Annotated in this window: 19 protein-coding genes, 1 tRNA gene and 1 riboswitch; of the genes, 4 read left to right on the top strand and 16 right to left on the bottom strand. The window is 72.7% G+C overall.

The features are described from left to right. Positions 1-85: 85 nt before the first annotated feature. A tRNA-Leu gene (locus tag E6W39_RS17315) sits at positions 86-167 on the bottom strand. 323 nt (positions 168-490) lie between these two features. Here E6W39_RS17315 and E6W39_RS17320 point away from each other — a divergent pair. Together E6W39_RS17320 and E6W39_RS17325 are read left to right on the top strand one after the other, a co-directional pair. Then, positions 491-1,261, top strand: coding sequence for an ABC transporter ATP-binding protein (locus E6W39_RS17320; RefSeq protein ID WP_101381973.1), 771 nt, complete (start codon positions 491-493; stop codon positions 1,259-1,261). Continuing rightward, entirely contained in the window at positions 1,261-3,807 is a 2,547-nt protein-coding gene (locus E6W39_RS17325) for an ABC transporter permease (RefSeq protein WP_141634285.1), read from the top strand. The genes E6W39_RS17320 and E6W39_RS17325 overlap by 1 nt, the downstream gene beginning before the upstream one ends. A gap of 199 nt (positions 3,808-4,006) precedes the next feature. Here E6W39_RS17325 and E6W39_RS17330 read toward each other — a convergent pair whose 3' ends face one another. The 7 genes from E6W39_RS17330 to E6W39_RS17360 form a co-directional block, all read right to left on the bottom strand. Next, positions 4,007-5,377, bottom strand: a complete 1,371-nt coding sequence (locus tag E6W39_RS17330) for an NAD(P)/FAD-dependent oxidoreductase (protein ID WP_141634286.1) — start codon at positions 5,375-5,377, stop codon at positions 4,007-4,009. 420 nt (positions 5,378-5,797) lie between these two features. Then, the gene (locus E6W39_RS17335) at positions 5,798-6,739 is read right to left on the bottom strand and encodes a Ppx/GppA phosphatase family protein (protein ID WP_181799302.1); all 942 of its coding nucleotides are present in this window, start codon (positions 6,737-6,739) and stop codon (positions 5,798-5,800) included. Next, the gene (locus E6W39_RS17340; RefSeq protein WP_141634287.1) at positions 6,736-7,413 is read right to left on the bottom strand and encodes a DUF501 domain-containing protein; all 678 of its coding nucleotides are present in this window, start codon (positions 7,411-7,413) and stop codon (positions 6,736-6,738) included. Before E6W39_RS17340 ends, E6W39_RS17335 begins: the two co-directional genes overlap by 4 nt. A gap of 14 nt (positions 7,414-7,427) precedes the next feature. Continuing rightward, the gene (locus tag E6W39_RS17345) at positions 7,428-7,850 is read right to left on the bottom strand and encodes an FtsB family cell division protein (RefSeq protein ID WP_141634288.1); all 423 of its coding nucleotides are present in this window, start codon (positions 7,848-7,850) and stop codon (positions 7,428-7,430) included. Between the two features lie 134 nt (positions 7,851-7,984). Then, positions 7,985-9,271, bottom strand: a complete 1,287-nt coding sequence (eno, locus tag E6W39_RS17350; protein ID WP_141634289.1) for a phosphopyruvate hydratase — start codon at positions 9,269-9,271, stop codon at positions 7,985-7,987. Positions 9,272-9,484: 213 nt separating this feature from the next. Further along, positions 9,485-10,120 (bottom strand): transglycosylase family protein, encoded by a 636-nt coding sequence (locus E6W39_RS43530; RefSeq protein ID WP_323809043.1) that lies wholly within the window; start codon positions 10,118-10,120, stop codon positions 9,485-9,487. Between the two features lie 90 nt (positions 10,121-10,210). Then, positions 10,211-10,412, bottom strand: a riboswitch (cyclic di-AMP (ydaO/yuaA leader). A gap of 204 nt (positions 10,413-10,616) precedes the next feature. After that, the gene (locus E6W39_RS17360) at positions 10,617-11,888 is read right to left on the bottom strand and encodes a cytochrome P450 family protein (RefSeq protein WP_141634291.1); all 1,272 of its coding nucleotides are present in this window, start codon (positions 11,886-11,888) and stop codon (positions 10,617-10,619) included. 143 nt (positions 11,889-12,031) lie between these two features. Between E6W39_RS17360 and E6W39_RS17365 the strand changes: the two genes are divergently transcribed. Next, complete coding sequence (locus E6W39_RS17365; protein WP_141634292.1) at positions 12,032-12,445, top strand: SDR family NAD(P)-dependent oxidoreductase; 414 nt, start codon at positions 12,032-12,034, stop codon at positions 12,443-12,445. Between the two features lie 10 nt (positions 12,446-12,455). Here the strand turns inward: E6W39_RS17365 and E6W39_RS17370 are convergent, their stop codons facing one another. From E6W39_RS17370 to E6W39_RS43540, 7 genes are all read right to left on the bottom strand, one after another. Next, on the bottom strand, positions 12,456-13,451 hold the full coding sequence (locus tag E6W39_RS17370; RefSeq protein ID WP_141634293.1) for a MazG family protein: 996 nt from the start codon (positions 13,449-13,451) through the stop codon (positions 12,456-12,458). 28 nt (positions 13,452-13,479) lie between these two features. Then, complete coding sequence (locus E6W39_RS17375; RefSeq protein WP_141634294.1) at positions 13,480-14,112, bottom strand: SurA N-terminal domain-containing protein; 633 nt, start codon at positions 14,110-14,112, stop codon at positions 13,480-13,482. Positions 14,113-14,359: 247 nt separating this feature from the next. After that, a complete protein-coding gene (locus tag E6W39_RS17380; protein WP_141637797.1) occupies positions 14,360-15,997 on the bottom strand; it encodes a serine/threonine-protein kinase in 1,638 nt (545 codons plus the stop codon). A 59-nt stretch (positions 15,998-16,056) separates the two neighbouring features. Further along, positions 16,057-16,647 carry a hypothetical protein gene (locus E6W39_RS17385; RefSeq protein WP_141634295.1) on the bottom strand — a complete coding sequence of 197 codons (591 nt, stop codon included), beginning with the start codon at positions 16,645-16,647 and terminating at the stop codon, positions 16,057-16,059. Between the two features lie 67 nt (positions 16,648-16,714). Continuing rightward, positions 16,715-17,407 carry a spermidine synthase family protein gene (locus E6W39_RS17390; RefSeq protein WP_141634296.1) on the bottom strand — a complete coding sequence of 231 codons (693 nt, stop codon included), beginning with the start codon at positions 17,405-17,407 and terminating at the stop codon, positions 16,715-16,717. Positions 17,408-17,439: 32 nt separating this feature from the next. After that, a complete protein-coding gene (locus E6W39_RS43535; protein ID WP_323809044.1) occupies positions 17,440-18,438 on the bottom strand; it encodes a type II restriction endonuclease subunit M in 999 nt (332 codons plus the stop codon). A 23-nt stretch (positions 18,439-18,461) separates the two neighbouring features. Then, positions 18,462-19,730: an HsdM family class I SAM-dependent methyltransferase gene (locus E6W39_RS43540; protein WP_323809045.1), complete on the bottom strand. Its 1,269-nt coding sequence runs from the start codon at positions 19,728-19,730 to the stop codon at positions 18,462-18,464. A gap of 213 nt (positions 19,731-19,943) precedes the next feature. Here E6W39_RS43540 and E6W39_RS17400 point away from each other — a divergent pair, with 213 nt between their 5' ends. Continuing rightward, a complete protein-coding gene (locus E6W39_RS17400) occupies positions 19,944-20,528 on the top strand; it encodes a DUF4352 domain-containing protein (protein ID WP_141634297.1) in 585 nt (194 codons plus the stop codon). Between the two features lie 43 nt (positions 20,529-20,571). On the opposite strand, the gene mfd is transcribed toward E6W39_RS17400, so the two are convergent. Further along, positions 20,572-24,180 (bottom strand): transcription-repair coupling factor, encoded by a 3,609-nt coding sequence (gene mfd, locus E6W39_RS17405; protein ID WP_141634298.1) that lies wholly within the window; start codon positions 24,178-24,180, stop codon positions 20,572-20,574. Positions 24,181-24,512 lie beyond the last annotated feature (332 nt).

Here is a 24,512-nt window from a genome sequence, read left to right on the forward strand (position 1 = left end):
GTCCTGAGCCTAGCCGCTGGTGGCGCCGGCTCAGGGATTCCCGAGCCGGCCCTACCCCCCACCGGTAAGCGGCGCTGTGCACAGGTGCCCGGAGCCGGACTCGAACCGGCACGGCCTCGCGGCCAAGCAGTTTTAAGCTGCCCGTGTCTGCGTTCCACCATCCGGGCCGGACCCGCATCGCCCGTTTCTCCGGGCACCCCCGAGCCTAGCCGTCCTGATCGCCCTTGCGCATGTTCCTTACCGAGGAAGTTGTCATGTTTCCTTGCCATCTGACGAACTGTCCGCCATTCGGCCAGGAAGCATCGGGATCCGGCCATCAGGGTCGGCGTCATACCGCAGGAGGAGACCGGGCGGCTCGGATCAGACCGTCGGTTGGGGGCTCAACCGTCCCCCGGGCGACGTTGTGCACCCTGGTCACGGGTGAGCATGGAGTAGTCCCCGCAGTGCGCCGCAAGGCCGGTGCCTGCCCACCCGATCCAGGAGCAGTCTCATGACCACGACGACCGCGGCCGTTCGAACCGGCCGCGCGGCCGCCAAGGCAGTCGGACTCAACAAGGTCTACGGCGCCGGCGAGACCAGGGTGGTGGCCCTGGACGACGTCAGCGTCGAGTTCCGGCAGGGCGAGTTCACCGCGATCATGGGACCGTCGGGTTCCGGCAAGTCGACCCTGATGCACTGCATGGCCGGGCTGGACGCGGTCTCCTCGGGCTCCGCCACAATCGGCGACACCGAACTGGTCGGGCTGAAGGACAAGCAGCTGACCCAGCTGCGCCGGGACAAGATCGGCTTCATCTTCCAGGCCTTCAACCTGCTGCCGACCCTGACCGCGCTGGAGAACATCACGCTGCCGATGGACATCGCCGGCCGCAAGGTCGACAAGGCCTGGCTGGACGCGGTGGTGGACACCGTGGGCCTGTCCGGCCGCCTCAGCCACCGCCCGAGCCAGCTCTCCGGCGGCCAGCAGCAGCGGGTGGCCTGCGCCCGGGCCCTGGCCGGCCGCCCCGAGATCATCTTCGCCGACGAGCCGACCGGCAACCTGGACTCCCGCTCCGGCGGCGAGATCCTCGCCTTCCTGCGCAACTCGGTGCGCGACCTCGGCCAGACCGTGGTCATGGTGACCCACGACCCGGTGGCCGCGAGCTACGCGGACCGGGTGGTCTTCCTGGCCGACGGCCGGATCGTCGACGAGCTGACCGCCCCCACCGCCGACGCGGTGCTGGACCGGATGCGCAGCTTCGACGCGAAGGGGCGGACCAGCTGATGTACCGCACCGCACTGCGCAATGTGCTGGCCCACAAGGGCCGACTGCTGATGACCATGCTGGCCGTGCTGCTCGGCACCGCCTTCGTGGCCGGCACCCTGGTCTTCTCCGACACCTTCGGCTCCGCCCTGAAGAACAGCTACAGCAAGAGCTACGACCACCTCTCGGTGCGGATCGACGACAACAACGCCGCCCCGGCCGGCATAGCCGACGAGAACACCGGCGCCGACGACCCGCACCTGACCGCGGCCACCGTCAGCAAGCTCGCCGCCCTGCCCGGGGTGGCCCAGGCCCGCGGCGTGGTGAACGGCTTCACCGCGGTGGCCGACAGGAGCGGCAAGAGCATCGGCCAGGACTCGATGGGCGGCAACTTCGCCCCCGGCGCCGACGGCCAGGACGCCCGCTACCAGATGGTCCAGGGCCAGGGTCCGCAGCACAGCGGCGAGATAGCGCTCGACAAGGCCAGCGCCGACAAGGCCGGCTACCACGTCGGCGACACCGTCCGGGTGGCGGTCACCGGCCCGGCCATGGACGCCAAGCTGACCGGCATCTTCACCACCGACGACCCGGGGGTGAGCTCCGGCAACCCGCTGACGCTGTTCGACACCGCCAGCGCGCAGCGACTGCTGCTGCAGCCCGGCCAGTTCGACGCCATCGAGCTGGTCGCCGCGGGCGGCACCAGCCAGGCCACCCTGGTCGGCGAGGCCCAGCAGGTACTGCCGAACGCCCACAACATCACGCTCAAGAGTGCCGATCAACTGGTGGCCGACCAGCAGCAGATGATCCAGGAAGGCACCAAGAGCATGCGCACCATGCTGCTGGCCTTCGCCGGGATCTCGCTCTTCGTCGGCATCTTCATCATCGCCAACACCTTCACCATGCTGGTCGCCCAGCGCACCCGTGAGCTCGCCCTGCTGCGCGCCATCGGGGCCAGCCGCAAGCAGGTCACCCGCTCGGTGCTGGTCGAGGCGCTGCTGATCGGCACGGTCGCCGCGGTGGCCGGTCTGCTGGCCGGCATCGGGATCGGCGCCGGCCTGCAGTCGCTGATCGGCTCGCTGGGCAACGGCAGCACCCCCACCGGGCCGCTGATCATCAGCCCGACCACCGTGGTGGCCGCGCTGGCCACCGGCATCGTGGTGACCGTGCTGTCCGCCCTGCTGCCGGCCCGCCGCGCCGCCCGGATCGCCCCGGTGGCCGCGATGAGCAGCGCCGACCAGCCCGCCAGCCAGAAGAGCCTGGTGGTCCGCAACACCATCGGCGCGGTGATCACCGCCGGTGGTCTGGCGCTGATCATCGGGGCCTCCCAGGGCACCGGCGGCAACTCGGCGCTGGCCGGCGGTGCCGCCGGCTCGCTGATCGGGATCTTCATCCTGACCCCGCTGCTCTCCCGGCCGCTGATCGCGCTGGTCGGCCCGCTGCTGGCCGCTCTGTTCGGGGTCTCCGGCAAGCTGGCCCGGCAGAACGCGGTGCGCAACCCGCGCCGCACCGCCGCCACCGCCTCGGCGCTGACCATCGGTCTGACCCTGGTCTCCGCGCTGACCGTGCTGGGCGCCTCGTTCAACGGCATGCTGGACCGCGAGGTCACCAACGGCATGAAGGCCGACTACGCGGTGGGCCTCTCCAACGGGCTGAGCGTCTCCCCCGACATCGCCACCCGGGTCGCCCAGGCGCCCGGCGTGACCGCGGCCTCCCCGCTGACCGAGAGCCACCTCAAGATCGGCGACAGCCACCGCGGCGTCTCCGGCCTCGACGCGGCGCACGCCGCCCAGGTGATGAACCTCGGTGTCACCAGCGGCTCGGTCGACGCGCTCGGCCAGGGCAAGCTGCTGATCACGGCCGACGTCGCCAAGTCGATGAACGTCGGCGTCGGCAGCACCGTGCCGGCCGTCTTCCCGGACGGCCCCGCCTCACTGACCGTCGGCGGGATCTTCACCGACAACGCGCTGCTCAAGTCGGTGGTGGTGGACAACGCGGTGCTGACCGCGCACCACGTGCAGAGCAACACCAACGTGGTGCTGGTGAAGGGCACCGGCGGTGAGAGCCAGTCGCTGCGCCAGGCCCTGGTGGCCGCCGGCGGCGACAACCCGCTGATCGACGTGCAGACCAAGCAGGACCTGAAGAACAAGGTCAGCTCGGTGATCGCGTTCGCGCTGAACATGCTCTACGGCCTGCTGGCGATGTCGATCGTGGTGGCCGTGCTCGGCGTGATCAACACCATGGCGATGTCGGTCTTCGAGCGGAAGCGGGAGATCGGCATGCTGCGGGCGATCGGCCTGGACCGACGGGCCGTCAAGCGGATGGTCCGGCTGGAGTCGGTGGTGATCTCGCTGTTCGGCGCGGTGCTCGGCCTGGTCCTCGGCTGCTTCCTGGCCTGGGCGGTCAACGGCTCGCTGAAGGACTCGGTCGCCAACCTGACCACGGTGCTGCCCTGGGGCCAGCTGCTGGTCTTCCTGGGACTGTCCGCGGTGGTCGGCCTGGTGGCCGCGTTCTGGCCGTCCCGGCGGGCCGCCAAGCTGGACATCCTGGACAGCATCAAGGCCGCCTGACGGAACCGGGCATGCGAAAGGGCCTCGGCCCGGTGGTCCTCTCCACCGGGCCGAGGCCCTTTGCCGATCCTGCTGATTCGTACTCCGCCCGGTCGCACAACCGGCTGAGCACCACGGAGGTCGTGGTCCGGCGGCGCTGCCGGGCGGAGGGCCTCCGACTCATACCCCGGACTCGCCGCCCGGGATCAGTCGCTGCTGATTACTTCCCGGCGAGCGCCTTGTCCGACTCGGCAGGCGCGGTGGCCGGCTTCGGCCGGGCCGGTCCGGCGGCCTCCTGGAAGGCGTCGAACGGCTTCTCCATCTGGGCGAGGCCGACGGTCTCCCGCTTGAGGAACATCGCCAGCGTCCAGTCGGTGAAGACCCGGATCTTCCGGTTCATGGTCGGCACCATCGCGCCGTGGTACAGGCGGTGGAACCACCAGGCCGGGCGGCCCTTCAGCTTGACCTTGCCGAAGAGGATCGCGACGCCCTTGTGCAGGCCCAGACCGGCGACCGCACCGAGGTTCTTGTGCTTGTACTCCTTCTGCGGGAAGCCCCGCATGCCGGAGACGACGTTGTCACCGAGGACGGCCGCCTGGCGCACCGCGTGCTGCGCGTTCGGCGGGCACCAGGCGCCCTCGCCGGAGGCGAGGTCCGGCACCTGGGCGTTGTCGCCGGCCGCCCAGACGTAGTCGAAGCCCTGCACCTGCAGGGTCGGAGCGGTGTCGACGTGACCGCGCGGGCCCAGCGGCAGGCCGAAGTTGGCGACCACCGGGTTCGGCTTGACGCCCGCGGTCCACACGATGGTGGCCGCGTCCATCTCCTCGCCGTTCTTCAGCACCACGTGCTGGTCGACGCAGGAGTCCATCGAGGTCTCGATGAAGACCTCGATGTTGCGCTCCTCGAGCTTGCCCTTGGTCCACAGGCCCAGGTCGGGGCCCACCTCGGGCAGGATCCGGTTGGCGGCCTCGACCATGACGAAGCGCATGTCGTCACGGCTGACGGTCTTGTAGAGCTTGGCCGCGTCGCGGGCCATGTCCTCGACCTCGGCGATGGTCTCGACGCCGGCGAAGCCGCCGCCGATGACCACGAAGGTGAGGGCCTTGCGGCGGATCGCCTCGTCCGTGGTGGACTCGGCCTTGTCCAGCTGGGCCAGGACGTGGTTGCGGAGGCTGATCGCCTCCTCGACCGTCTTCATGCCGATGCCGTGCTCGGCCAGGCCGGGGATCGGGAAGGTGCGGGAGACCGAGCCGGTGGCCACGACCAGGTAGTCGAAGGGCAGCTCGTAGGTGTCGCCGGCGAGCGGCGCGATGGTGGCGACCTTGCGGGCGTGGTCCACCTCGGTCACCTGACCGGTGAGGACCTCCGCCTTCTTGAGGGCGCTGCGCAGCGGCGCGACGAGGTTGCGAGGCGCGACGTTGCCGCCGGCCGCCTCGGGAAGGAAGGGCAGGTACGTCATGTACGACCGCGGGTCGACGACCGTGACGGTCGCCTCCCCGAAGCGCATCTTCTTGAGGATGCGCATCGCGGCATACAGGCCGACGTAACCACCGCCGACAATGAGGATGCGAGGACGCTCCGTGGTGCTCATATCGGAAAGTATCCAGCACCGCTCGGAGCACCCTTCGTGAGGCCCGTCACAAGGTGATGGACAGGGCCTGCTACACTGCCCGCCCACAACTCGGGCCCCACTCCTCCGCACGACTGCCGGGGGCGGCCTCGGGCGGACGTTTGAATTCCGCTCACCCGGTTGAGCAGCAGTGATCCGCCGTCACTGGCACCTTATCTGACACCTGTTTGGATTCCATCAGCCGATCCGGAACCCCACCTGGGATCCATCGGCCGCGGCCACCCCGGCACCTTCAATCCCGCATACCGGACGAACCGGTCGTCGGACTGCGGAGAACGGGGGAACTCCATGTGAAGAAATTCACGAAGCTTCTCGCGGCGCCGGGCGCGCCACCCCGGCCCGAGGGTCCCGGGCGGGGGGTGGCGGTCCGTCAGAAGGGGGTCAGGAGACCAGGCTCCAGGCGATGCCGTCCAGGATGTCGTGCTCGCTCACCACCAGCTCGGCGGCGCCGGTGCGCTCCATGATCGAACGCAGTACCAGCGCGCCGGCCCCGATCACGTCCACCCGCCCGGGGTGCAGCGACGGAATGGCCGCCCGCTCGGCGTGGGTGGCGCCGAGCAGCTGCTCGGTCACCTCGCGGACCCGGGTCAGCGAGAGCCTGGAGTGGTGGATCCGGGCCGACTGGTACTCCGGCAGGCCGAGCGCGATCGCGGCCACCGAGGTGACCGTGCCGGCCAGGCCGACCAGGGTGGCCGCCTCGGTCAGCGGCACCGCCTCGGCGGCGAGGTTCAGCCCCTGGGCGATGTCCGCCTCGGCCGCCGCGATCTGGACCGAGGTCGGCACGTCGGATCCGGCGAAGTGGCGCTCCGTCAGCCGCACCGAGCCGATGTCCACCGAGCGCGCGGCCCGTACCGTCTCGCCGCCCAGCACGAACTCGGTGGAGCCGCCGCCCAGGTCGAAGACCAGGTACGGGGCCGCGACCGAGGTGCCGGCCAGGCCCTTGGTGGCACCGGCGAAGGAGAGCTGTGCCTCCTCGTCACCCGAGACCACCTCCGGGTCGACCCCGAGGATCTCCCGCACGCCCTTGGCGAACTCGGCGCTGTTCTCGGCATCCCGGGAGGCGCTGGTGGCCACGAACCTGGTCCGCTCCGGGGCCACGCCGTACTCGGCGATCACCGCGGCGTACTCGCGGCAGGCCGCGAAGGTGCGCTCCAGCGCCTCGGGCGCCAACCGCCCGGTGCGGTCCACGTCCTGGCCGAGCCGCACGATGAGCATCCGGCGGTCCAGGTCGACGGCCCGCCCGGCCTGCGGGTCGATGTCGGCGATCAGCAGGCGGATCGAGTTGGTGCCGCAGTCGACCGCGGCCACCCGGATGCTGCTCACCGGCCCTCCTCGGGCTGCTCCGAACCGTCCTGCTCCGGCCCGTCCTGCTCCGACTCGGCGGCGGCCCGCTTGGCGGCCCGCTCGGCCGTCTTGCGCTCCTTGGCGGCGATCACCTCGGCGTGGTCCTCGGCCTCCTCGCGCTGGTGCCGCAGCGCCTCGACGCCGGTCTGGATCTGCTCCTCGGTGACGCAGGAGCCCTTGCGCCACCACTCGGGCAGCATCGCCAGCGCCTCGTCACCCAGCGGGTTGACGCCCTCGCCGGCCGCCAGCGAGTGGCCGACCAGCACGTGCAGGCACTTCACCCGGTCCGGCATGCCACCGGCCGACGGGAAGCCCTCCAGCACCTCGATGGCGTCCCGGCGGGCGATGTAGTCCTCGTGCGCCTTCTGGTAGGCGGCCGCCAGCTCCGGGTCCTCGGCCAGCCGGGCGGTCTGCTCCTTCATCACGCCGTCCGCCTCCAGGGTGCCGATCAGCGAGGCGGCCTTGGGGCAGGTCAGGTAGTAGAGGGTGGGGAACGGCGTGCCGTCCGGCAGCCGGGGCGCGGTCTCCACCACATCGGGGTTGCCGCACGGGCAGCGGTGCGCGACGGCACGGGTGCCGCGCGGCACCCGGCCGAGCTGGGCCGCCACGGCGGCGAGGTCGCGGTCCGCGACGGGCTGGTTCTCAGTACTCATGGCTCATCAGGTCTTCACGGAGCGGGGGCAGGGGAGGGTGAGGCGGCGGCGTCCACCGAGTTCCAGACGGTGGTGTACCAGGGGAGGGCCTTGGCGGCCGGCCCGGAGCCGGTGCCGGACGGCTGGGTGGCGCCGGGCCCCGGGGTGGGGTCGACGGCGGTGAACGGGGTCTCGCCGGGCATCGCGTAGTGCAGCCGCTGCCGGGCCTGGGCCTTGACGAACTCCGGGTCCTGCCAGCGGGCCTTCTCGGCGGTCAGCTGCTGCACCGCGTTCTTGGCCTGCTCGGCCTTGACCCGCTGGGCGGCGATCTCGTCCCGCTGGTTGATGAACTGACGTGCCGGATAGGCCAGGATCGCCACCAGCGAGCAGAGCACCAGCACCAGCACGGTGGCCCGGCTGGTGAACCGCGGCCGCCCCGGGAACTTCCACGCTGCCATGAACTCCTCGCCCCTCCGTCGCGCCGGTGCCCCGGCCCCACCCTAAGCGGTGGCGGCCGGGGCACCGGTCATTTGCCGAGTTCGTCAGCCCTCGAACTTGCTCGGCCTACTGCTCGGCGGAGCGACTGTGCCTTTTACTCCGCAGAGCGGAAGCGCGGGAACGCGGCGCGGCCCGCGTACTCGGCGGCGTCGTCGAGGATCTCCTCGATGCGCAGCAGCTGGTTGTACTTGGCGACGCGGTCCGAGCGGGCCGGGGCACCGGTCTTGATCTGGCCGCAGTTGGTGGCGACGGCCAGGTCGGCGATGGTGACGTCCTCGGTCTCGCCCGAGCGGTGCGACATCATGCAGCGGTAGCCGTTGCGCTGGGCCAGCTCGACGGCGTCCAGGGTCTCGGTCAGCGAACCGATCTGGTTCACCTTCACCAGCAGCGCGTTGGCGGTGCCGGTCTCGATGCCCCGGGCCAGGCGCTCCGGGTTGGTGACGAACAGGTCGTCACCGACCAGCTGGACCTTGCTGCCGAGCTTGTCGGTGATGGCCTTCCAGCCCTCCCAGTCCTCCTCGTTCAGCGGGTCCTCGATGGAGACCAGCGGGTAGGAGTCGACCAGGTCGGCGTAGTAGTCGATCAGCTCGGCGGCCGACAGCGACTTGCCCTCGAACTGGTAGGCGCCGTCCTTGTAGAACTCGGTGGCGGCGACGTCCAGGGCCAGCGCGATGTCCTTGCCCGGCACGTAGCCGGCCTGCTTGATGGCCTCGGTGATGAGGTCCAGCGCGGCGCGGTTGGTCTCCAGGTTCGGGGCGAAGCCGCCCTCGTCGCCCAGGCCGGTGGACAGGCCGCGCTCCTTCAGCACCGCCTTGAGGGTGTGGTAGACCTCGGCACCCCAGCGCAGCGCCTCGGAGAACGACTCGGCGCCGATCGGCGCGATCATGAACTCCTGGATGTCCACGTTGGAGTCGGCGTGCGCGCCGCCGTTGAGGATGTTCATCATCGGGACCGGCAGGACGTGCGCGTTCGGGCCGCCCAGGTAGCGGAAGAGCGGCAGGTCCGAGGCCTCGGAGGCGGCGTGCGCCACGGCCAGCGAGACGCCGAGGATGGCGTTGGCGCCGAGCGAGGACTTGTCCGGGGTGGCGTCCAGGTCGAGCATCGCCTGGTCGATCAGCCGCTGCTCGGTGGCGTCGTAGCCGACCAGCTCCGGGCCGATCTGCTCGATGACGGCGAGGACGGCCTTCTCCACGCCCTTGCCGCCGTAGCGGTTCTTGTCACCGTCACGCAGCTCCAGCGCCTCGAAGGCTCCGGTGGAGGCGCCGGACGGGACGGCGGCACGGCCGGTGCTGCCGTCGTCGAGGCCGACCTCGACCTCGACCGTGGGGTTGCCGCGGGAGTCGAGGATCTCGCGTGCGACGACGACATCGATGGACGGCACTATGCATCTCCTTGCGGAAGCGGTCCTGGGGACAGCGGGAGGACGGGGGCCTTACGACCAGAGCCTAACCGCACCGGCCCGACCGGAGACCGGGACCTGGCTCCCGTCTCACGGTGTGGTTCTGCTACCTGTCGGTAGTTCACCTGAATGCCCGTCCGCCCCGGTCCGGGGCCGCCGCCGGTGCGGCGGCCCCGGGGGCCGGGCGTCGGCGGGTCAGCCGAGGTGGAGCGTCTGGCCGGGGAAGATCAGGTTTGGGTCCTGGCCGACCGTCGCGTGATTGGCCTGGTAGAGCGCCTGCCAGCCGCCGATCACCTGCTGGCCCTGGGCGATGGTGGAGAGCGTGTCGCCGGGCCGGACGGTGTACTCGTGGGCACCGGCCGTGGACGGCTCGGCGGGCTGCGGGGCCGGCTTCGGCTGGGCCGGCTTCGGGGTCGACCGGTGCTGCGGGGCGGCCGACCTGGGCTGGGCCTGCTGCGGCTTGGCCTGCTGGGGCTGGGCCGACCGCTCGGCGGACCGGGAGGCGGCCGCGCCGCCGCCGGGGTTCGCGGAGGCCGGGGCGCCGCCCTGGGTCAGCCCGGCCTTGACCGAGCAGACCGGCCAGGCGCCCGGCCCCTGCGAGGCCAGCACCCGCTCGGCGACCGCGATCTGCTGGTCCTTGCTGGCCAGGTCGGCCCGCGGGGCGTACTGGGTGCCGCCGTACGCGGCCCAGGTCGAGTTGGTGAACTGCAGCCCGCCGTAGAAGCCGTTGCCGGTGTTGATCGACCAGTTGCTGGTGCTCTCGCAGTTCGCCACGCCGTCCCACACGGAGACCGGGGCGGCGTGCGCGCCGGTCGCGGTGAGCAGCGGCATCGCAACTCCCGCGCCTGCCAAGCCGGCTACGGCGATGGCCTTCTCTGCGGTGGTACGGCGACGATGGCGGCCGGTGCCAAACAGCATTGAGACGTCCCTCTCCGCACGCCTGCGAGGTGAGCTGTCGGGTTCGGACCGGTGAGGTTGGCCCGGCCGCCCGCTCGGATCGCTCCGGCGGTCGGCTTCACCCCTAGCCGTGGGAGACGGCAGAAAAACCTGGGTCCCCCGCCCCTGCCCCCTGGTGGTCAGGTGTCCCGGCGACGCGATGGGCAGGATTCGGCGTACTCGCGTGCGGGGTTCGCCTACGCGAACTCCTGGGAGAGTAAGCAGATCTACTGACCAATCACAAGCTCATATCGCCCACATCACGCGGAAATTACGGTGCGTCATGCATCGCCTACCAACCGGTCAGGTTTGACCGATTTGATCCGCATTCAGACCATGACTGCACCGATGCTTCCGACGCGCCGTCACAACGGCGGGAGTTGGCGCACACTCAGTTTTCGACTGCGTCCGCGGGCTTTTCGGGCGTGAACGAAACCGGCAGTTCGCGCAGTCCGCGCATGATCAGACCGCCGCGCCAGCGCAACTCCCCCGGCTCGGCGGCGAGTCGCAGGTCCGGAAGCCGGGTCAGCAGCGTGGCCAGCGCCCGCTGGCCCTCCAGCCGGGCCAGCGGCGCGCCGATGCAGTAGTGGATGCCGTGCCCGAACCCCAGGTGCGGATTGTCCCGGCGGGCCAGGTCCATGGTGTCCGGCTGGTCGAACCTGGCCGGGTCGCGATCGGCCGCGGCCAGCACCACCAGCACCGGATCGCCGACCGGGATGTCCACCCCGCCGATGCTCAGCGGCGAGGTGGCGAACCGCCAGGTGGCCAGCTCCACCGGGCCGTCGTAGCGCAGCAGTTCCTCGACCGCGGTGGTCAGCAGCCCGGTCTCCCCGGCCGCCACCGAGGCCTGCAGGCGGGCCCGCTGCTCCGGGTGGTTCAGCAGCGCGAAGACGCCGTTGCCGATCAGGTTGACGGTCGTCTCGAAGCCGGCGAACAGCAGGATGAAGGCCATGGCGGCGGCCTCGTTCTCGGTCAGGTGCTCGCCGTGGTCGCTCGCCCGGATCAGACCGGAGATCAGGTCCTCGCCCAACTCCCCCCCGCGCTTGCGGTGGATCAGCTCCAGCAGATAGGCGCGCATCTTCTTGACCGCCCGGGCCACGCCGCCGCGCGGACCACCGCCGTGGCGGATCATCATCCCGGCCCAGTCACGGAAGTCGTCCTGGTCCTCGGCCGGCACCCCCAGCAGGTCGCAGATCGCGTAGATCGGCAGCGGGAACGCGAACTCGTGGATCAGATCGGCCGAGCCGCGCGCCGCGAAGGTGTCGATCAGCCGGTCGGTCAGGCGCTGCACCCGGGGCTCGAACTCGGCCACCCGGCGCGGGGTGAACGCCTTGGAGACCAGCCGCCGCAGCCGGGTGTGGTCCGGCGGGTCGATGTTCAGCAGGTGGGTCATCAGATCGGCCTGCCGCTCCCCCGGGATGCCGACCCGACCGGTGCGGTGCGCCTGCTCACTGTGGTGCGCCGGGTTCTTGGAGAGCCGGCTGTCGGCCAGCGCCTGCCGGGCGTCCGCATACCGCGTCACCAGCCAGGCGTCCACCCCGCTGGGCAGCGTGGTGCGGTGCACCGGGGCGTGCTCCCGCAGCCAGGCGTACGCCGGGTAGGGATCGGCGGCGAACTCCCAGGTGAACAGGGGCGGCATCGGGGCGGGCGGCTGGTTGGGCATGTCTTGACCGTATCCGTTCCCAAGTGGGAGTGAGTCTGGTCACCTGCCGGGTAATCCCTGTTGCGGAGGGTCAGGCGAAGCCTACGATCCCCGATTAATGGGTGGGCCACAGTGCGGTGGTGCCCACGGAGAGGAGTCAGGCCATGCGAGTAGCCGGGCAAGTGGTGGTCATCGCGGTGCTCGACGGCGGCGACGGCGACGCGCCGGCCCGCCGGTTCGCCGCAGCGGGAGCCACCGGTCTGCTGCTGGCGCACCCCCGGGTCGGCGTCGCCGAGGACCTGGCCGCCGCCCTGGACCGCACCGGCTGCCCGGTGGTCGGTGTCTCCTCGGACATCCACCAGCCCAGCGACATCGCCGCCCTGGTCGACACCTGCGAGAAGCACCTGGGCCGGATCGACCTGTTCTGCGTGGCCGGCCCGGACGGCGAGCGGATCGTCACCCTGGCCGACCTCCCCGGCGACCTGGACCGGCTGGCCGAGCTGCTCTACCCGCTGAGCGAGGCGATCGGCGAACTGCTGCCGCCGCAGCGGGAGCCGGTCAGGCGCACCGCGGCCTGACCCGTCCCGCTCAGTCGGCCAGGCCCTCCGCGGCCCGCACGGCCGCCCGGTAGCCGCGCGCGGCGCGCCGCAGCGCCGCGTCCGGATCCACCCTGGCGTCGTGCGCCCGCTGCACCACGGCCAGCAGCAGGGCGCCCGCGCTCTCCTCGGTCAGCTCGGCCGGCAGCTCGTAGGGCGCGTCCGGCACCCCGGTGAAGTCCGCGCGCCGCACCCGGGAGACCAGCTTGGCCGCGTACGCCAGCGCCGGCAGCCCGCTGGGCACGCCGTCCAGCACCGACTCCCGGTCCTGCTTCTCGGCCGCCTTGAGCGCCTCCCAGTTGGCCTCCACCTGGTCCGTGGTCTCGGCGTCCGAGTCGGCGAAGACGTGCGGGTGACGGTAGACCAGCTTGTCCACGATGTCCCCGGCCACGTCGTCGATGGAGAACGGGTCCTCGGCGTGCTCCTCGCCGATCCGGGAGTGGAAGAAGACCTGCAGCAGCACATCGCCGAGCTCCTCGCGCAGCGTCGCCCGGTCGCCCTCCTCGATCGCCTCGACCAGCTCGTAGGCCTCCTCGACCAGGTACTTCACCAGCGAGTCATGGGTCTGCTCGGCGTCCCACGGGCAGCCGCCGGGCGACCGCAGCCGGTCCATCACCGCGACCAGGTCGAGCAGCCGGGCGCCGGGCAGGTCGTAGGAGCCGGGCAGCAGCTCGATCTCGGGCGCCTCGCCGGCGTGCTCCACCGCGATCCTGGCCAGCGCGTCGGTCAGCCCCGGGTCGCCGTCCTGGCCGCCCAGGAACACCAGCGGGGCCCGCTCGGTGAGCTCCCGGGCCAGCGCGGGCGCACTGGTCCGCTCGATCTGCTCGACCTTGATGCCGGCCTGCGCCAGCGCGGGCAGCTGGGGGTGCTCCCGGTCGGCGGCCAGCACCAGCGGCGCGCCGTGCAGCGCCTGCCAGGCGGGCCAGCTGAGCAGCCCGGGGGCGATCCGGTGGGTGGTGGTCAGCAGGGTCAGCTTCGAGGTCTCCACACCTCGAACCTACCGCCCCGCTGTGAACTCAGGCGGCGGCGCCGGACTGCGGCAGCCACGGCTCGCTCGGGTTGTCCAGCACCGCCTGCGCCGGATCCCAGCTGCCGTAGCGCGGGTTGACCGTCACCCGCAGCTCCTCCGAGGCGATGGTCAGCAGCTGGTGCACCGCCTGGTTGCCGTCGGTGGTGCCCAGCTGCTGCCCGCTCACCTTGGCCAGCTTCTGCAGGCCGATCTGCTCGCGCAGATAGCCGTCGATCTCCTGGGCCGGGACACCGTTGCGCAGCAGCAGGTTCTGCTCCAGGGCCGCCTCCCCGGCCAGCGCCGCGACCTCCTGCTGGCGCAGCTGGGCCACCTCGGTGTCGGAGACCGACAGCTGGCGGTCGGCCAGCGCGCGGGCCACCACCTGGTCGAAGACCATCCCGTAGACGGTCGCACCGACCAGGCCCGCCTGCTCCTGGTACTGCCCGCTGGGCAGCTTGGCCGCCTGGTCCCGGAACTCCGCCACCCGGGCCTCCACCTGCGCCACCGTGATCCGGTCCGAGCCGATCAGGGCGGCGGCCCCGGGGCGGGGCGGCTGGCCGCCGCAGGCGCTCAACGCCAGCGCGCCCAGCAGGACGCCGAGCGCGGGCAGGGTGCGGCGGACGGAGCTGCTGCGGATCACGCGGGGCCTCCCGGGCAGGGCTGCGGTGGCGAAGTGGCCGAGACGTACTCCTGACGAGTCATGAGGATAGGGAGCGCGCCTGCCGTTGCCCAGACGTTGAACCGAACAGGTCACCGGGACGGACGATTTGGCGGACCGTCAGCTGATGGACTCAACTGACGGTAAGCCCGGCCCGGTTGGGGCTCGACCGGGGAAGACGCCCGCCCGACTGGGGGCCGACCGAGCAGAGCGCCCGGCGCGTTGGGGCTCAGCCGGCGGGGCGCCACCAGCTGGCGGTGCGCGGGTCGAGCGGCGGCAGCCGGCCGGTGCGGTGCTGCTGCAGCTGGTCCAGGTGGCGGCGCAGCCGCAGCACGTCCGGGTGGTGCGGGCCGAGCCGCGGCTCGCGGTCGAAGAGCAGCGCCAGCAGCCACTCCCAGGCGCCGTCCGGGTCGCCGGAGCCGGCCAGCAGCAGGCCGATCCGCTCGCGCAGCTCGAAGCAGCGGGCCGGGTCGGTGTCCGCCCCCTCGGCCAGCCGGGCCGTGCAGTCGGCCAGCAGTGCCCGGTACTCGGCCAGCGCCTCGGTCACCCGGCCGAGCTGCTCCAGGCAGGTGGCGGTCCGGCGCCGGTGCTCCAGCGCGGGCAGGGCGCGCGGGCCGTGCTCGGCCACCGCGGCGGCCGCCAGCAGCTGGTACTCCGGCAGCGCGGCCCGGTACTGGCCCTCCTGCAGCAGGGTGCGGGCGTAGATGGTGCGCAGCGTGATGACCAGCGGGGCGTGCTCGCCGTGCCGGGCCCGGGCCTGCGGCAGCAGCCGGCCGGCCAGGTCGATCACCTCGGCGTAGCGCTGGGCGGCCAGCAGGTCGGAGACCTGTCCGCAGGCGGCGGCCAGGTCGGTGACGGGTGCGGCGGCGGACGGTTCGGCGAGCGATGGGGGCACCTCCCGGCCGAAGGCCGGCGGAGGAACGTGCTGGCTCCTGGTCGGCTCGGGCACCGGATGCTGCGGGTGGCGGAACGGGACGGTCGGGTCCGGCACCGTCCCGTACGGCTGCGGCAGCGCCGGTTCGGTCGCGGGCAGCAGCGGCCGCAGCCGTCCGAACACCTGCTGTGCGTCCGCGGGCCGGTCCGCCGGGGCCTTGGCCAGCAGGTCGAGCACCAACGCCTCCAGCTCGGCCGGCACCTCGGCGCGCAACTGCCGCAGCGGCACCGGCGGATCGTCCACCTGGCGGCGCAGCACCCCGAGCGCGGTGGGGGCCCGGAACGGCTCCTCGCCGGTGAGCATCTCGTGCAGCAGGCAGCCGAGCGCGTAGAGGTCGCTGCGGGCGTCCACGCTGCCGGAGAGGGCCTGCTCGGGGGCCATGTAGGAGGGGCTGCCGATCGGCACGCCGGTGAGGGTGAGCCGGGTGTGGTCGCCGTCCAGCGCGGTGGCGATGCCGAGGTCGAGCAGCACCACCCGGCCGTCCGGGCGGACCATCACGTTGCTCGGCTTCAGGTCCCGGTGGACCACCGGGACGGCGTGCACCACCGAGAGCGCGGCGCAGATCTGGGCCGCCACCGCGGCCGCCCAGGACACCGGCAGCGGGCCCTCCTCGGCGATCAGGTCGGCCAGGCCGATGCCGGGCAGGCGCTGCATCACCAGGTAGAGCTCGCCCGCGTCCTCGCCGGCGTCGAAGACGGTGACCAGGCCCGGGTGGTCGAGGCCGGCGGTGATCCGGCACTCGCGCAGGAAGCGCCTGCGCAGGTCGTCGCGGAGCTCCGCGGTGTCGGCCGGGCCGGGCAGCTGGGGGCCCCTCCCAGCCTCCCCCAGCCTCCGGCCGGGGGGACCCCCATGGCTGGGGGCGTCGGCGCGGAGCAGCTTGACCGCCACCCGCCGGTCCAGGCGCTCGTCGTAGCCGGCCCAGACCTGGCCCATGCCGCCGTGTCCGATCTTCTCGGCGAGCCGGTAGCGCCCGCCGATCAGCCGCTCCCGGGTCACCGCCGGTCGCCCCCGGCCTGACGGCGCAGCAGCTCGCCGAGCTCCCGGAGGTCGTCGGTGGGGGCCGACGGGGCGACGGGAGACTGCTCCTGGACGGGAGGCCGGTCCTGAACGGGCAGCCGGTCCTGGACGGGAGGCCGGTCCTGGACGACCGGCCGGTGCTGAACGGGCGGGGCCGGGGCGTATCCGGCGACGGGCTGCGGGTACGCCCCGTACGGCTGCGGATACGGGTACCCCGGCGCGGGCTCCGGCCGGCCGCGCTCCCAGACCGCACGGCGGTCCATCAGCAGGAAGTGGATCGGCGTGCCGAAGATCAGCAGCAGCACCAGGCAGACGCCGGCCGTGTTGGCCGGGCCGCTCGTGGCCTTTCCGGACACCACGGCGCAGACCATCATGACCATCTCCGTCACCGCGACCACCACCGCGCCGACCACGTCCACCGTCCGTTTGCGCCGGGCCGCCAGCACGACGGCCGGCACGAAGCTGAAGAACGTCAGCGTCACCAGCGGCACCAGGCAGATCGCCACCTTCGCCCACACCACGAGCGGCCCCTTCGCCGTGGGCTGCAACGGTGGTTGATACGTCATCAGCGAGCTCCCCCAGGTGACACGGCCGTCAGCGAGGAAAACCGTACCGCCCGGCAGGCCCGGGTGGTCAGGGGCGCCTGCCCAGGTGCACCACATCGGGCACACCGCGGCTCACCGGGATCTCCACGGTCTGCACGTCCGCGAACTCCGCCGCGCGCAGGGCGTCCTCGAAGGCGGTGGAGGGTCGGGCGCTCCACACCGCCAGGATGCCGCCCGGGTGCAGCCGGGCCCGGGCGGCGGCCAGGCCGGCCGGGCCGTAGAGGCCGTCGTTGGAGTCGGTGACCGTCCAGTCCGGGCCGTTGTCGATGTCCAGGCAGAGCGCGTCGTAGCGGTCCTCGGTGCCGGCCAGGTAGTCGACCAGGTCGACCTGGCGGATCGTCACCCGGGGGTCGGCCAGCGCCGCGCCGGAGATCTCCCCGAGCGGGCCGGTGCGGTGCCAGTCGATGATCGCCGGCTCCCGCTCGGCGACCGTGATCGCGCCCCAGCGCGGCTCGGCGGCGGCACGGGCCAGCGAGAACCCGACCCCCAGGCCGCCGATCAGCACCGACGGCCGCTCGGCGGTGAGCCGCTGCAGCGCGGCGTCGACCAGCAGCCGTTCCGAGCGGCCGTCGGCGGTGTCCATCAGGAAGCAGCCGTTGGCGATGATCTCGTGGTCGGCCCCGCGCCGGCGCAGCACCACCTCGCCGAACGGGCCGTCGCGCCGGTCGAGCACCACGGGTTCACCGGACTGGTCCCTGGTCGGCAGCTGATCGGTGGTCATGCGGGATCACCTTTCGCGAAGGGCTGGTCCGTTCAACGTACCGTCAGCTCGCCGTCCGCCAGGCCGTCGGTGAGCCCCTGGGCCAGCAGGCTGCCGAGCCGGGCGGCGCGGCGCAGCCTGGTCTCGAAGGCTGCGGCGCGGCGGAACGCCTCGCCGAGCTCGCGCTGGCGCTCGATCGGCAGCCGGGGCAGCTGGACCCGGCGGACGTCGAGCCGGGTGGTGGTGGAGGCGTGGCTGCTGGCCCAGCGGCTGCCGGCGGTGGAGCGCAGCCGGCCGGCCAGGTACTCGGGGTCGAGCAGTTCGGGGTCGGGGCGCAGCAGGTGCAGCCTGGCGCCGAGCGCCGCGCCGTCGGCCGGCTCACCGGGCCGGACCACCAGGGCGGTGCCGCCGCCGAGCACCGGCACCAGGACGTCGCCGGGCCGGGCGCGCAGCACCGCGCCGCCGTCGCCGTCGAGCACGGCGGCGGGCGGCTGGTCGTCGGTCAGGTCCTGGTCGGTCAGCACCGGGATGCCGGCGGCGCCGTCTACCGCCACGGGGGTCCGCCCCCAGCCTGGCGGCCGGGAGGTACCCCCACCGGCCGAAGGCGGGGGGAGGGTGGCCGGTCCCTGGCCCGAGGAGTACACCTCCAGCACGCCGGTCCTGGCCAGCTCGCCCAGTGTGGTGAGCGGGGTGCCGGCCGGCTCGGCGGGCTCGGTGACGGCGGGCAGCTGCCGGTCCAGGGCGGCCAGGGCGGTCAGTTCCTCGGCGAGCCGGTCGCGCAGCCGGTCGAGCTCCCGGGCGCCGCCGGGGGCGGTGGGCGGCGGCAGGTGGCGGGCCGGGGCCAGGTCGGTCTCGTCGTCGAGCAGGTCGATGGCGTCCAACACCCGGTGCACGCCCGGCCGTTCGGCGGGCAGCGGCTCGCCCTGGCGGACCGCCCGGTCGAAGCCGGTCCAGGTGTCCAGCACGGTGCGGTGCAGTTCGGGCCAGTCGATCCGGTCGCGGCCGCCGGCGGCACCGGCCGGCTGGGTGGCGGCCGCGTCGAGCAGCAGCAAGCGACGGTTGGCGGCGGGCGACCTTAGGGGCATCTCGCCCCCAGCCATGGGGGTCCCCCGGCCGGAGGCTGGAGGAGGCCGGGAGGTACCCCCAGGCCGAAGGCTGGGGAAAGTTCGGGGCGGCGCAGCAGCCACAGGTGCAGCGGCACGCCGAACGGCGGGGCGGCGCCGGCGGGCAGCGCGACCACCGCGCGCAGGGCGCCGCCGCGCAGCAGTTCGGCCCGCAGCCGGCGCCCGGAGCGGCGGGAGGCGACGGTGGGCGGCAGCAGCACGGCGGTCAGGCCGCCGGGGCGGGTGTGGGCCAGGCAGTGCAGCAGCCAGGCGAGTTCGGGCTCGGTTCGGGGCGGGGCCTGGTCGAACAGCCAGCGCGGGTCGTACCGCAACTCGTCGTGGCCCCAGTCGCGTTCGTTGTAGGGCGGGCGGCAGAGCACCGCGTCGGCGAGCAGGCCGGGGTGGGCGTCGGCCCGCAGTGCGTCACCGGCCCCGAGGTACAGGGGCAGCGGCCCGGGGGCGGTCGGTGGGGCGTGCAGGGCGAGCCGCAGCATGGCGGCACCGGCGGCGCCGCGGTCGCGCTCCTGGCCGTACCGGACGGCCTCGGGGCCGACGGCGAGCAGGGTGGCGCCGAGCCCGCAGGCCGGGTCGAGCACGGCGGCGGGCCGGTCGGCGGCGGCCAGCGCGGCGAGCAGGGCGGCCGGCTGCGGCGGCAGCAGCGGCTGGCGGGCACCGCCCTCGCTGGCGCGGCTCAGCAGTTGCTCGTAGCCGGCGGCCGGGCCGCCGTCCCGGGCCAGCGCCACCAGCAGTCGGACCAGGCCGAGTTGGGTGCTGCCGAGCAGCCGGGGCAGGTCGAGCAGGGCGCTGCTGTGCGGGCCGAGGAGTTCGTCGGCCAGTTCGGCCAGCTCGCGCGGCAGGGCCAGGGCCAGGGCGGTGTCGGACTGTTCGGCCAGCGCCGCCCAGCGCTCCGGGCGGCGGTGCAGCAGGAGCAGCACGGCGCCGGCCAGCACCAGCGGCCTTCCCCCGGCCTTCCCCCACCCGGCGGCGGGCTCGGCGCCGGCCGGCTCGCGCAGCGCCTCCAGCTGCTGGTGGCAGCGCTCCAGCAGCGGCAGTTCGGCGATCTTGCCCTGGCGGCGCAGCCACTCCTCGACCTGGTCGAGCGCGAAGGTCGGGCTGCTGTCGGTGCCGCCGGCCGGCTGCGGGAAGTCGGGGTGCCGGCGGCGCCAGTTGCTCACGGCGGCCCGGCCGACCCCGGCCAGCCGGGCGATCTCGACGGGGGTCACCTCGGGGCGCTCCGACACGGCGCGGCTCCTCTGTGTGCGGGGGCTGTGACCGCCCAGCATAGCCAGCGATCCGCGAACTTCCCTGTTCACACGTGAACGAGGAAGTTCGCTGTTTTCCTGTTGACCTCGTTCACAGCCTCTGATGTAGTGATGGCAACGCACCGGACGGCGAACCCGCCGACCGGCTGCATCCAACAAACCCAGCCACATCGTGTGAACAGAGGACCCGCCATGCGCCGCACCGCCGCCCTGCTGACCGGCACCGCCCTGCTCGCCCTGGCCGTCACCGCCTGCGGGCCGACCGGCAGCAACACGGTCTCCACCCAGCCCAAGCAGACCGCCGCCGCATCCGCCGGCGGCAGCCAGGGCAGCAAGACCCCGGCGAGCAAGGGCCCGTCGGTCGCCAAGGTCGGCGACACCATCGGGCTCAAGGGCATGAACGCGGGCGCGTCCGCCGACATCACCGTCGTCAAGGTGGTCGACAACGCGCAGAGCGCCACGGACGGCATCAACCCGGCCGACGGCAAGCGCTGGGTCGCCGTCCAGTTCCGGATCAAGAACACCGGCACCGCCGCCTACAGCGACGCGCCGTCCAACGGCGCCACCGTGCTGGACGACCAGGGCCAGTCCTACAACTCGGTGGTCGCCGACACCACCGCCGGGCAGAGCTTCCCGACGCCGCTCAACATCGCCGCCGGTGACAGCGCGCTCGGCTTCATCACCTTCGAGGTCCCCACCGCCACCAAGCTGGCCAAGGCGCAGTTCACCCTGGACAGCGGCTTCGCCGACCAGACCGGCCAGTGGCAGCTGGGCTGAGCGGTCGAGGCCCAGGGCCTGGGCCTCGACCGCCCGAGCGGGCCTACTTGGCGCCCGCCAGCTCCTCGAACATGGTGCTCAGGAAGGTGCCGCACCAGGCGAGCAGCTCCCGCCCCACCACCGGCTTCCCGCCGATCCGCGCGGTGGCCGGCCGCGGCACCAGCAGCTGCGAGGTGGCCGCCTTGACCTGGCTGCGCGGGTAGATCCGGTTCAGCCGCAGCGTCTGCGACTCGCGCAGCTCGACCGGCCCGAACCGGACGAAGTTGCCCTGCAGCGTGATGTCGGCGACCCCGCAGCGCCGCGCGTACAGCCGCAGCGCGGCCACCATCAGCAGGTTCTCCACCGGGTCCGGCAACTTGCCGTAGCGGTCCGTCAGTTCGGCCCGGACCTGCTCGATGTCCGCCTCCGAGTTGACCGCCGCGATCGAGCGGTAGGCCTGCAACCGCAGCCGCTCGCCCGGTGCGTAGTCGTGCGGCACGTGGGCGTCCACCGGCAGCTCGATCTTCACCTCCAGCGGCTCCTCCTCCGGCTCACCGCCCGCCTCCAGCGACTCCCGGAACTCGGCCACGGCCTCGCCGACCATCCGCATGTAGAGGTCGAAGCCGACGCCCGCGATGTGGCCGGACTGCTCGCCGCCGAGCAGGTTGCCGGCGCCGCGGATCTCCAGGTCCTTCATCGCCACGTACATGCCCGCGCCCATCTCGGTGTGCTGGGCGATGGTGGCGAGGCGCTCGTGGGCGGTCTCGGTGAGCGGCTTCTCCGGCGGGTAGAGCATGTAGGCGTAGCCGCGCTCGCGACCGCGGCCGACCCGGCCGCGCAGCTGGTGCAGCTGGGAGAGGCCGAAGGTGTCGCCGCGCTCCACGATCAGGGTGTTGGCGTTGGAGATGTCGATGCCCGACTCCACGATCGTGGTGGAGACCAGCACGTCGAACTCCTTCTCCCAGAAGTCGACCACCACCTTCTCCAGTTGGGTCTCGCCCATCTGACCGTGCGCGGTGGCGACCCGGGCCTCCGGCACCAGGTCCTTCAGCCGGGCGGCCGCCTTGTCGATCGACTCCACCCGGTTGTGGATGTAGAAGACCTGTCCCTCGCGCAGCAGTTCACGCCGGATCGCCGCCGAGATCTGCTTCTCGTCGTACGGGCCGACGAAGGTCAGCACCGGGTGGCGCTCCTCCGGCGGGGTGGTGATGGTGGACATCTCGCGGATCCCGGTGACCGCCATCTCCAGAGTGCGCGGGATCGGGGTGGCGGACATGGTCAGCACGTCGACGTTGGCCCGCAGCTTCTTCAGCTGCTCCTTGTGCTCGACGCCGAACCGCTGCTCCTCGTCGACGATGACCAGGCCCAGGTCCTTGAACTTGGTCTCCGAGGAGAACAGCCGGTGGGTGCCGATCACCACGTCCACCGAGCCGTCCCGCAGGCCCTCCAGCACCGCCTTGGCCTCGGTGTCGGTCTGGAACCGGGAGAGCGCCTTCACCGCGACCGGGAAGTTGGCGTACCGCTCGGCGAAGGTGGAGAAGTGCTGCTGCACCAGCAGCGTGGTGGGCACCAGGACCGCCACCTGCTTGCCGTCCTGCACCGCCTTGAAGGCGGCGCGCACCGCGATCTCGGTCTTGCCGTAGCCCACGTCACCGCAGATCAGCCGGTCCATCGGGACCGACTTCTCCATGTCCGACTTCACCTCGGCGATGGTGGTCAGCTGGTCGGGCGTCTCCGCGTACGGGAAGGCGTCCTCCAGTTCGCGCTGCCAGGGGGTGTCCGGGCCGAAGGTGTGGCCGGGCGCGGCCATCCGGGCGCTGTAGAGCTTGATCAGGTCGGCGGCGATCTCCTTGACCGCCTTCTTGGCGCGCTGCTTGGTCTTCGCCCAGTCCGCGCCGCCGAGCCGGTGCAGCGTCGGGGCCTCGCCGCCGACGTACTTGGTCACCTGGTCGAGCTGGTCGGTCGGCACGAAGAGCCGGTCGCCGGGGTGCCCGCGCTTGGCCGGCGCGTACTCCAGCACCAGGTACTCGCGGGTCGCGCCCTGCACGGTGCGCTGCACCATCTCGACGTAGCGGCCGACCCCGTGCGCCTCGTGCACCACGTAGTCGCCGGCCGCCAGGGCCAGCGGGTCGATCGCGTTGCGCCGCCGGGACGGCATCCGGCGCATGTCCTTGGTGGAGGAGCGCTGGCCCGACAGGTCGGTCTCGGTGACCACGGTCAGCTTGAGCGACTCGTCCACGAAGCCGTGCTCGATCGAGCCGCAGCAGACGTAGACCACGTCCCTGGTGGGCGCCTCGGCCAGGTCGGGCACCAGCCGGGCCGGGATGCCCTCGTTGCCCAGCACCTCGGCCAACCGGGCGGCCGGACCCTGGCCCTCCGTCACCATGACGACCCGCCAGTCGGCGGCCAGCCGCTCCTTGGCGTCCGCGATCGCCCGGGCGGTGTCGCCGCGGTAGGCCTCCACCGCGTGCATGCCCAGGGTGAGGGTGTTGGTGTCGACCTCCAGGAACGCGCTCACCTCGGAGTCCGAGGTCGCGAACGGGCTGACGGACCACCAGGACAGCCCGATCTCCTGGGCGTGCTCGCGCACCTCGGCCAGCGAGCGCAGCGAGGCCGCCGAGACGTCGATCTGCTCCACGTCGATCGGCCGGTCGCCGCCCGCCGCGGCCGCCACCCAGGAGGCGTGCAGGAACTCCTGACTGGTCGCCACCAGATCGGCGGCCCGGGTGCGCACCCGCTCCGGATCGCAGACCACCGCCACCGAGCCGGCCGGCAGCACGTCGAGCAGCAGCTCCATGTCGTCCACCAGCACCGGGGCCAGCGACTCCATGCCCTCGACCGCGATCCCCTCGGCGATCTTGTCCAGGATCTCGGCCAGCTCCGGGTGCCGCTGGGCCAGCGCGGCGGCCCGGGCCCGCACCTCGTCGGTCAGCAGCAGCTCGCGGCACGGCGGCGCCCACAGGCCGTGCTGGGCGATCTCCAGGGAGCGCTGGTCGGCGACCTTGAAGTAGCGGATCTCCTCGACGTCGTCGCCCCAGAACTCCACCCGCAGCGGGTGCTCCTCGGTCGGCGGGAAGACGTCCATGATGCCGCCGCGGACCGCGAACTCGCCGCGCTTCTCGACCAGTTCGACCCGGGCGTAGGCGGCGGCCGAAAGCTTGCGGGCCACCTCCTGCAGATCGTGCGTCTCACCGCGCTGCAGCGCCACCGGCTCCAGCTCGGCCAGGCCCTTGACCTGCGGCTGCAGCACCGAGCGGACCGGAGCCACGACCACCTGCACCGGGCCGGCCGTCGTGTCGTCGGCCGCCGGATGGACGATCCGCCGCAGCACCGCGAGCCGCCGGCCCACGGTGTCCGAGCGGGGCGACAGCCGCTCGTGCGGCAGCGTCTCCCAGGCGGGGAACTCGGCCACCGCGTCCGGCGGCAGCAGCGAGCGCAGGCTGGCGGCCAGGTCCTCGGCCTCCCGGCCGGTGGCGGTCACCGCCAGCACCGGGCGGCCGCGCTCCCCGGCGCCGGCCGCCAGCGAGCGGGCCAGCGCGGCGACCACGAACGGCCGGGCGGCGGGCGGGCCGACCAGATCCAGGTGCGGTCGGTGGCCGACAGCCGCCGCCTCGATCGCCTCGGCGAGGGCGGGGTCACGGACCACGACATCGAGCAAACCGGTCAGGCTCATGCGTTCATTCGTCCCGTGGGGTCGCGGCGGAACGCCCGGCAGCTGGAGCAGCTGCAGCCGGGCAGCTTGAGGCGCCCGGCGCAAGGATTGCTGGGGCCGGGTCGCGCCTCCAGGGTACGCCGCACGGCCCGCCCTGACGCGGCCAGCACGGCCCCGCCCCGGGCCGGCCGGACACCTCACGGGCCGCCGGGCGACCACCCGGTGCGAAGATCGGGCCCAGTGGCCGATTGTCAGGAGAAGGACACACTCCGGTCACTGCGCGTCCATGGACACCGCGCAGGATGGGGCACGTGCTCGCCGCTCCAACCGTGGGGATGGCGCCGCGGGCGCAA

Origin of the sequence: Kitasatospora acidiphila (assembly GCF_006636205.1) — a bacterium.
Taxonomy (GTDB): domain Bacteria; phylum Actinomycetota; class Actinomycetes; order Streptomycetales; family Streptomycetaceae; genus Kitasatospora; species Kitasatospora acidiphila.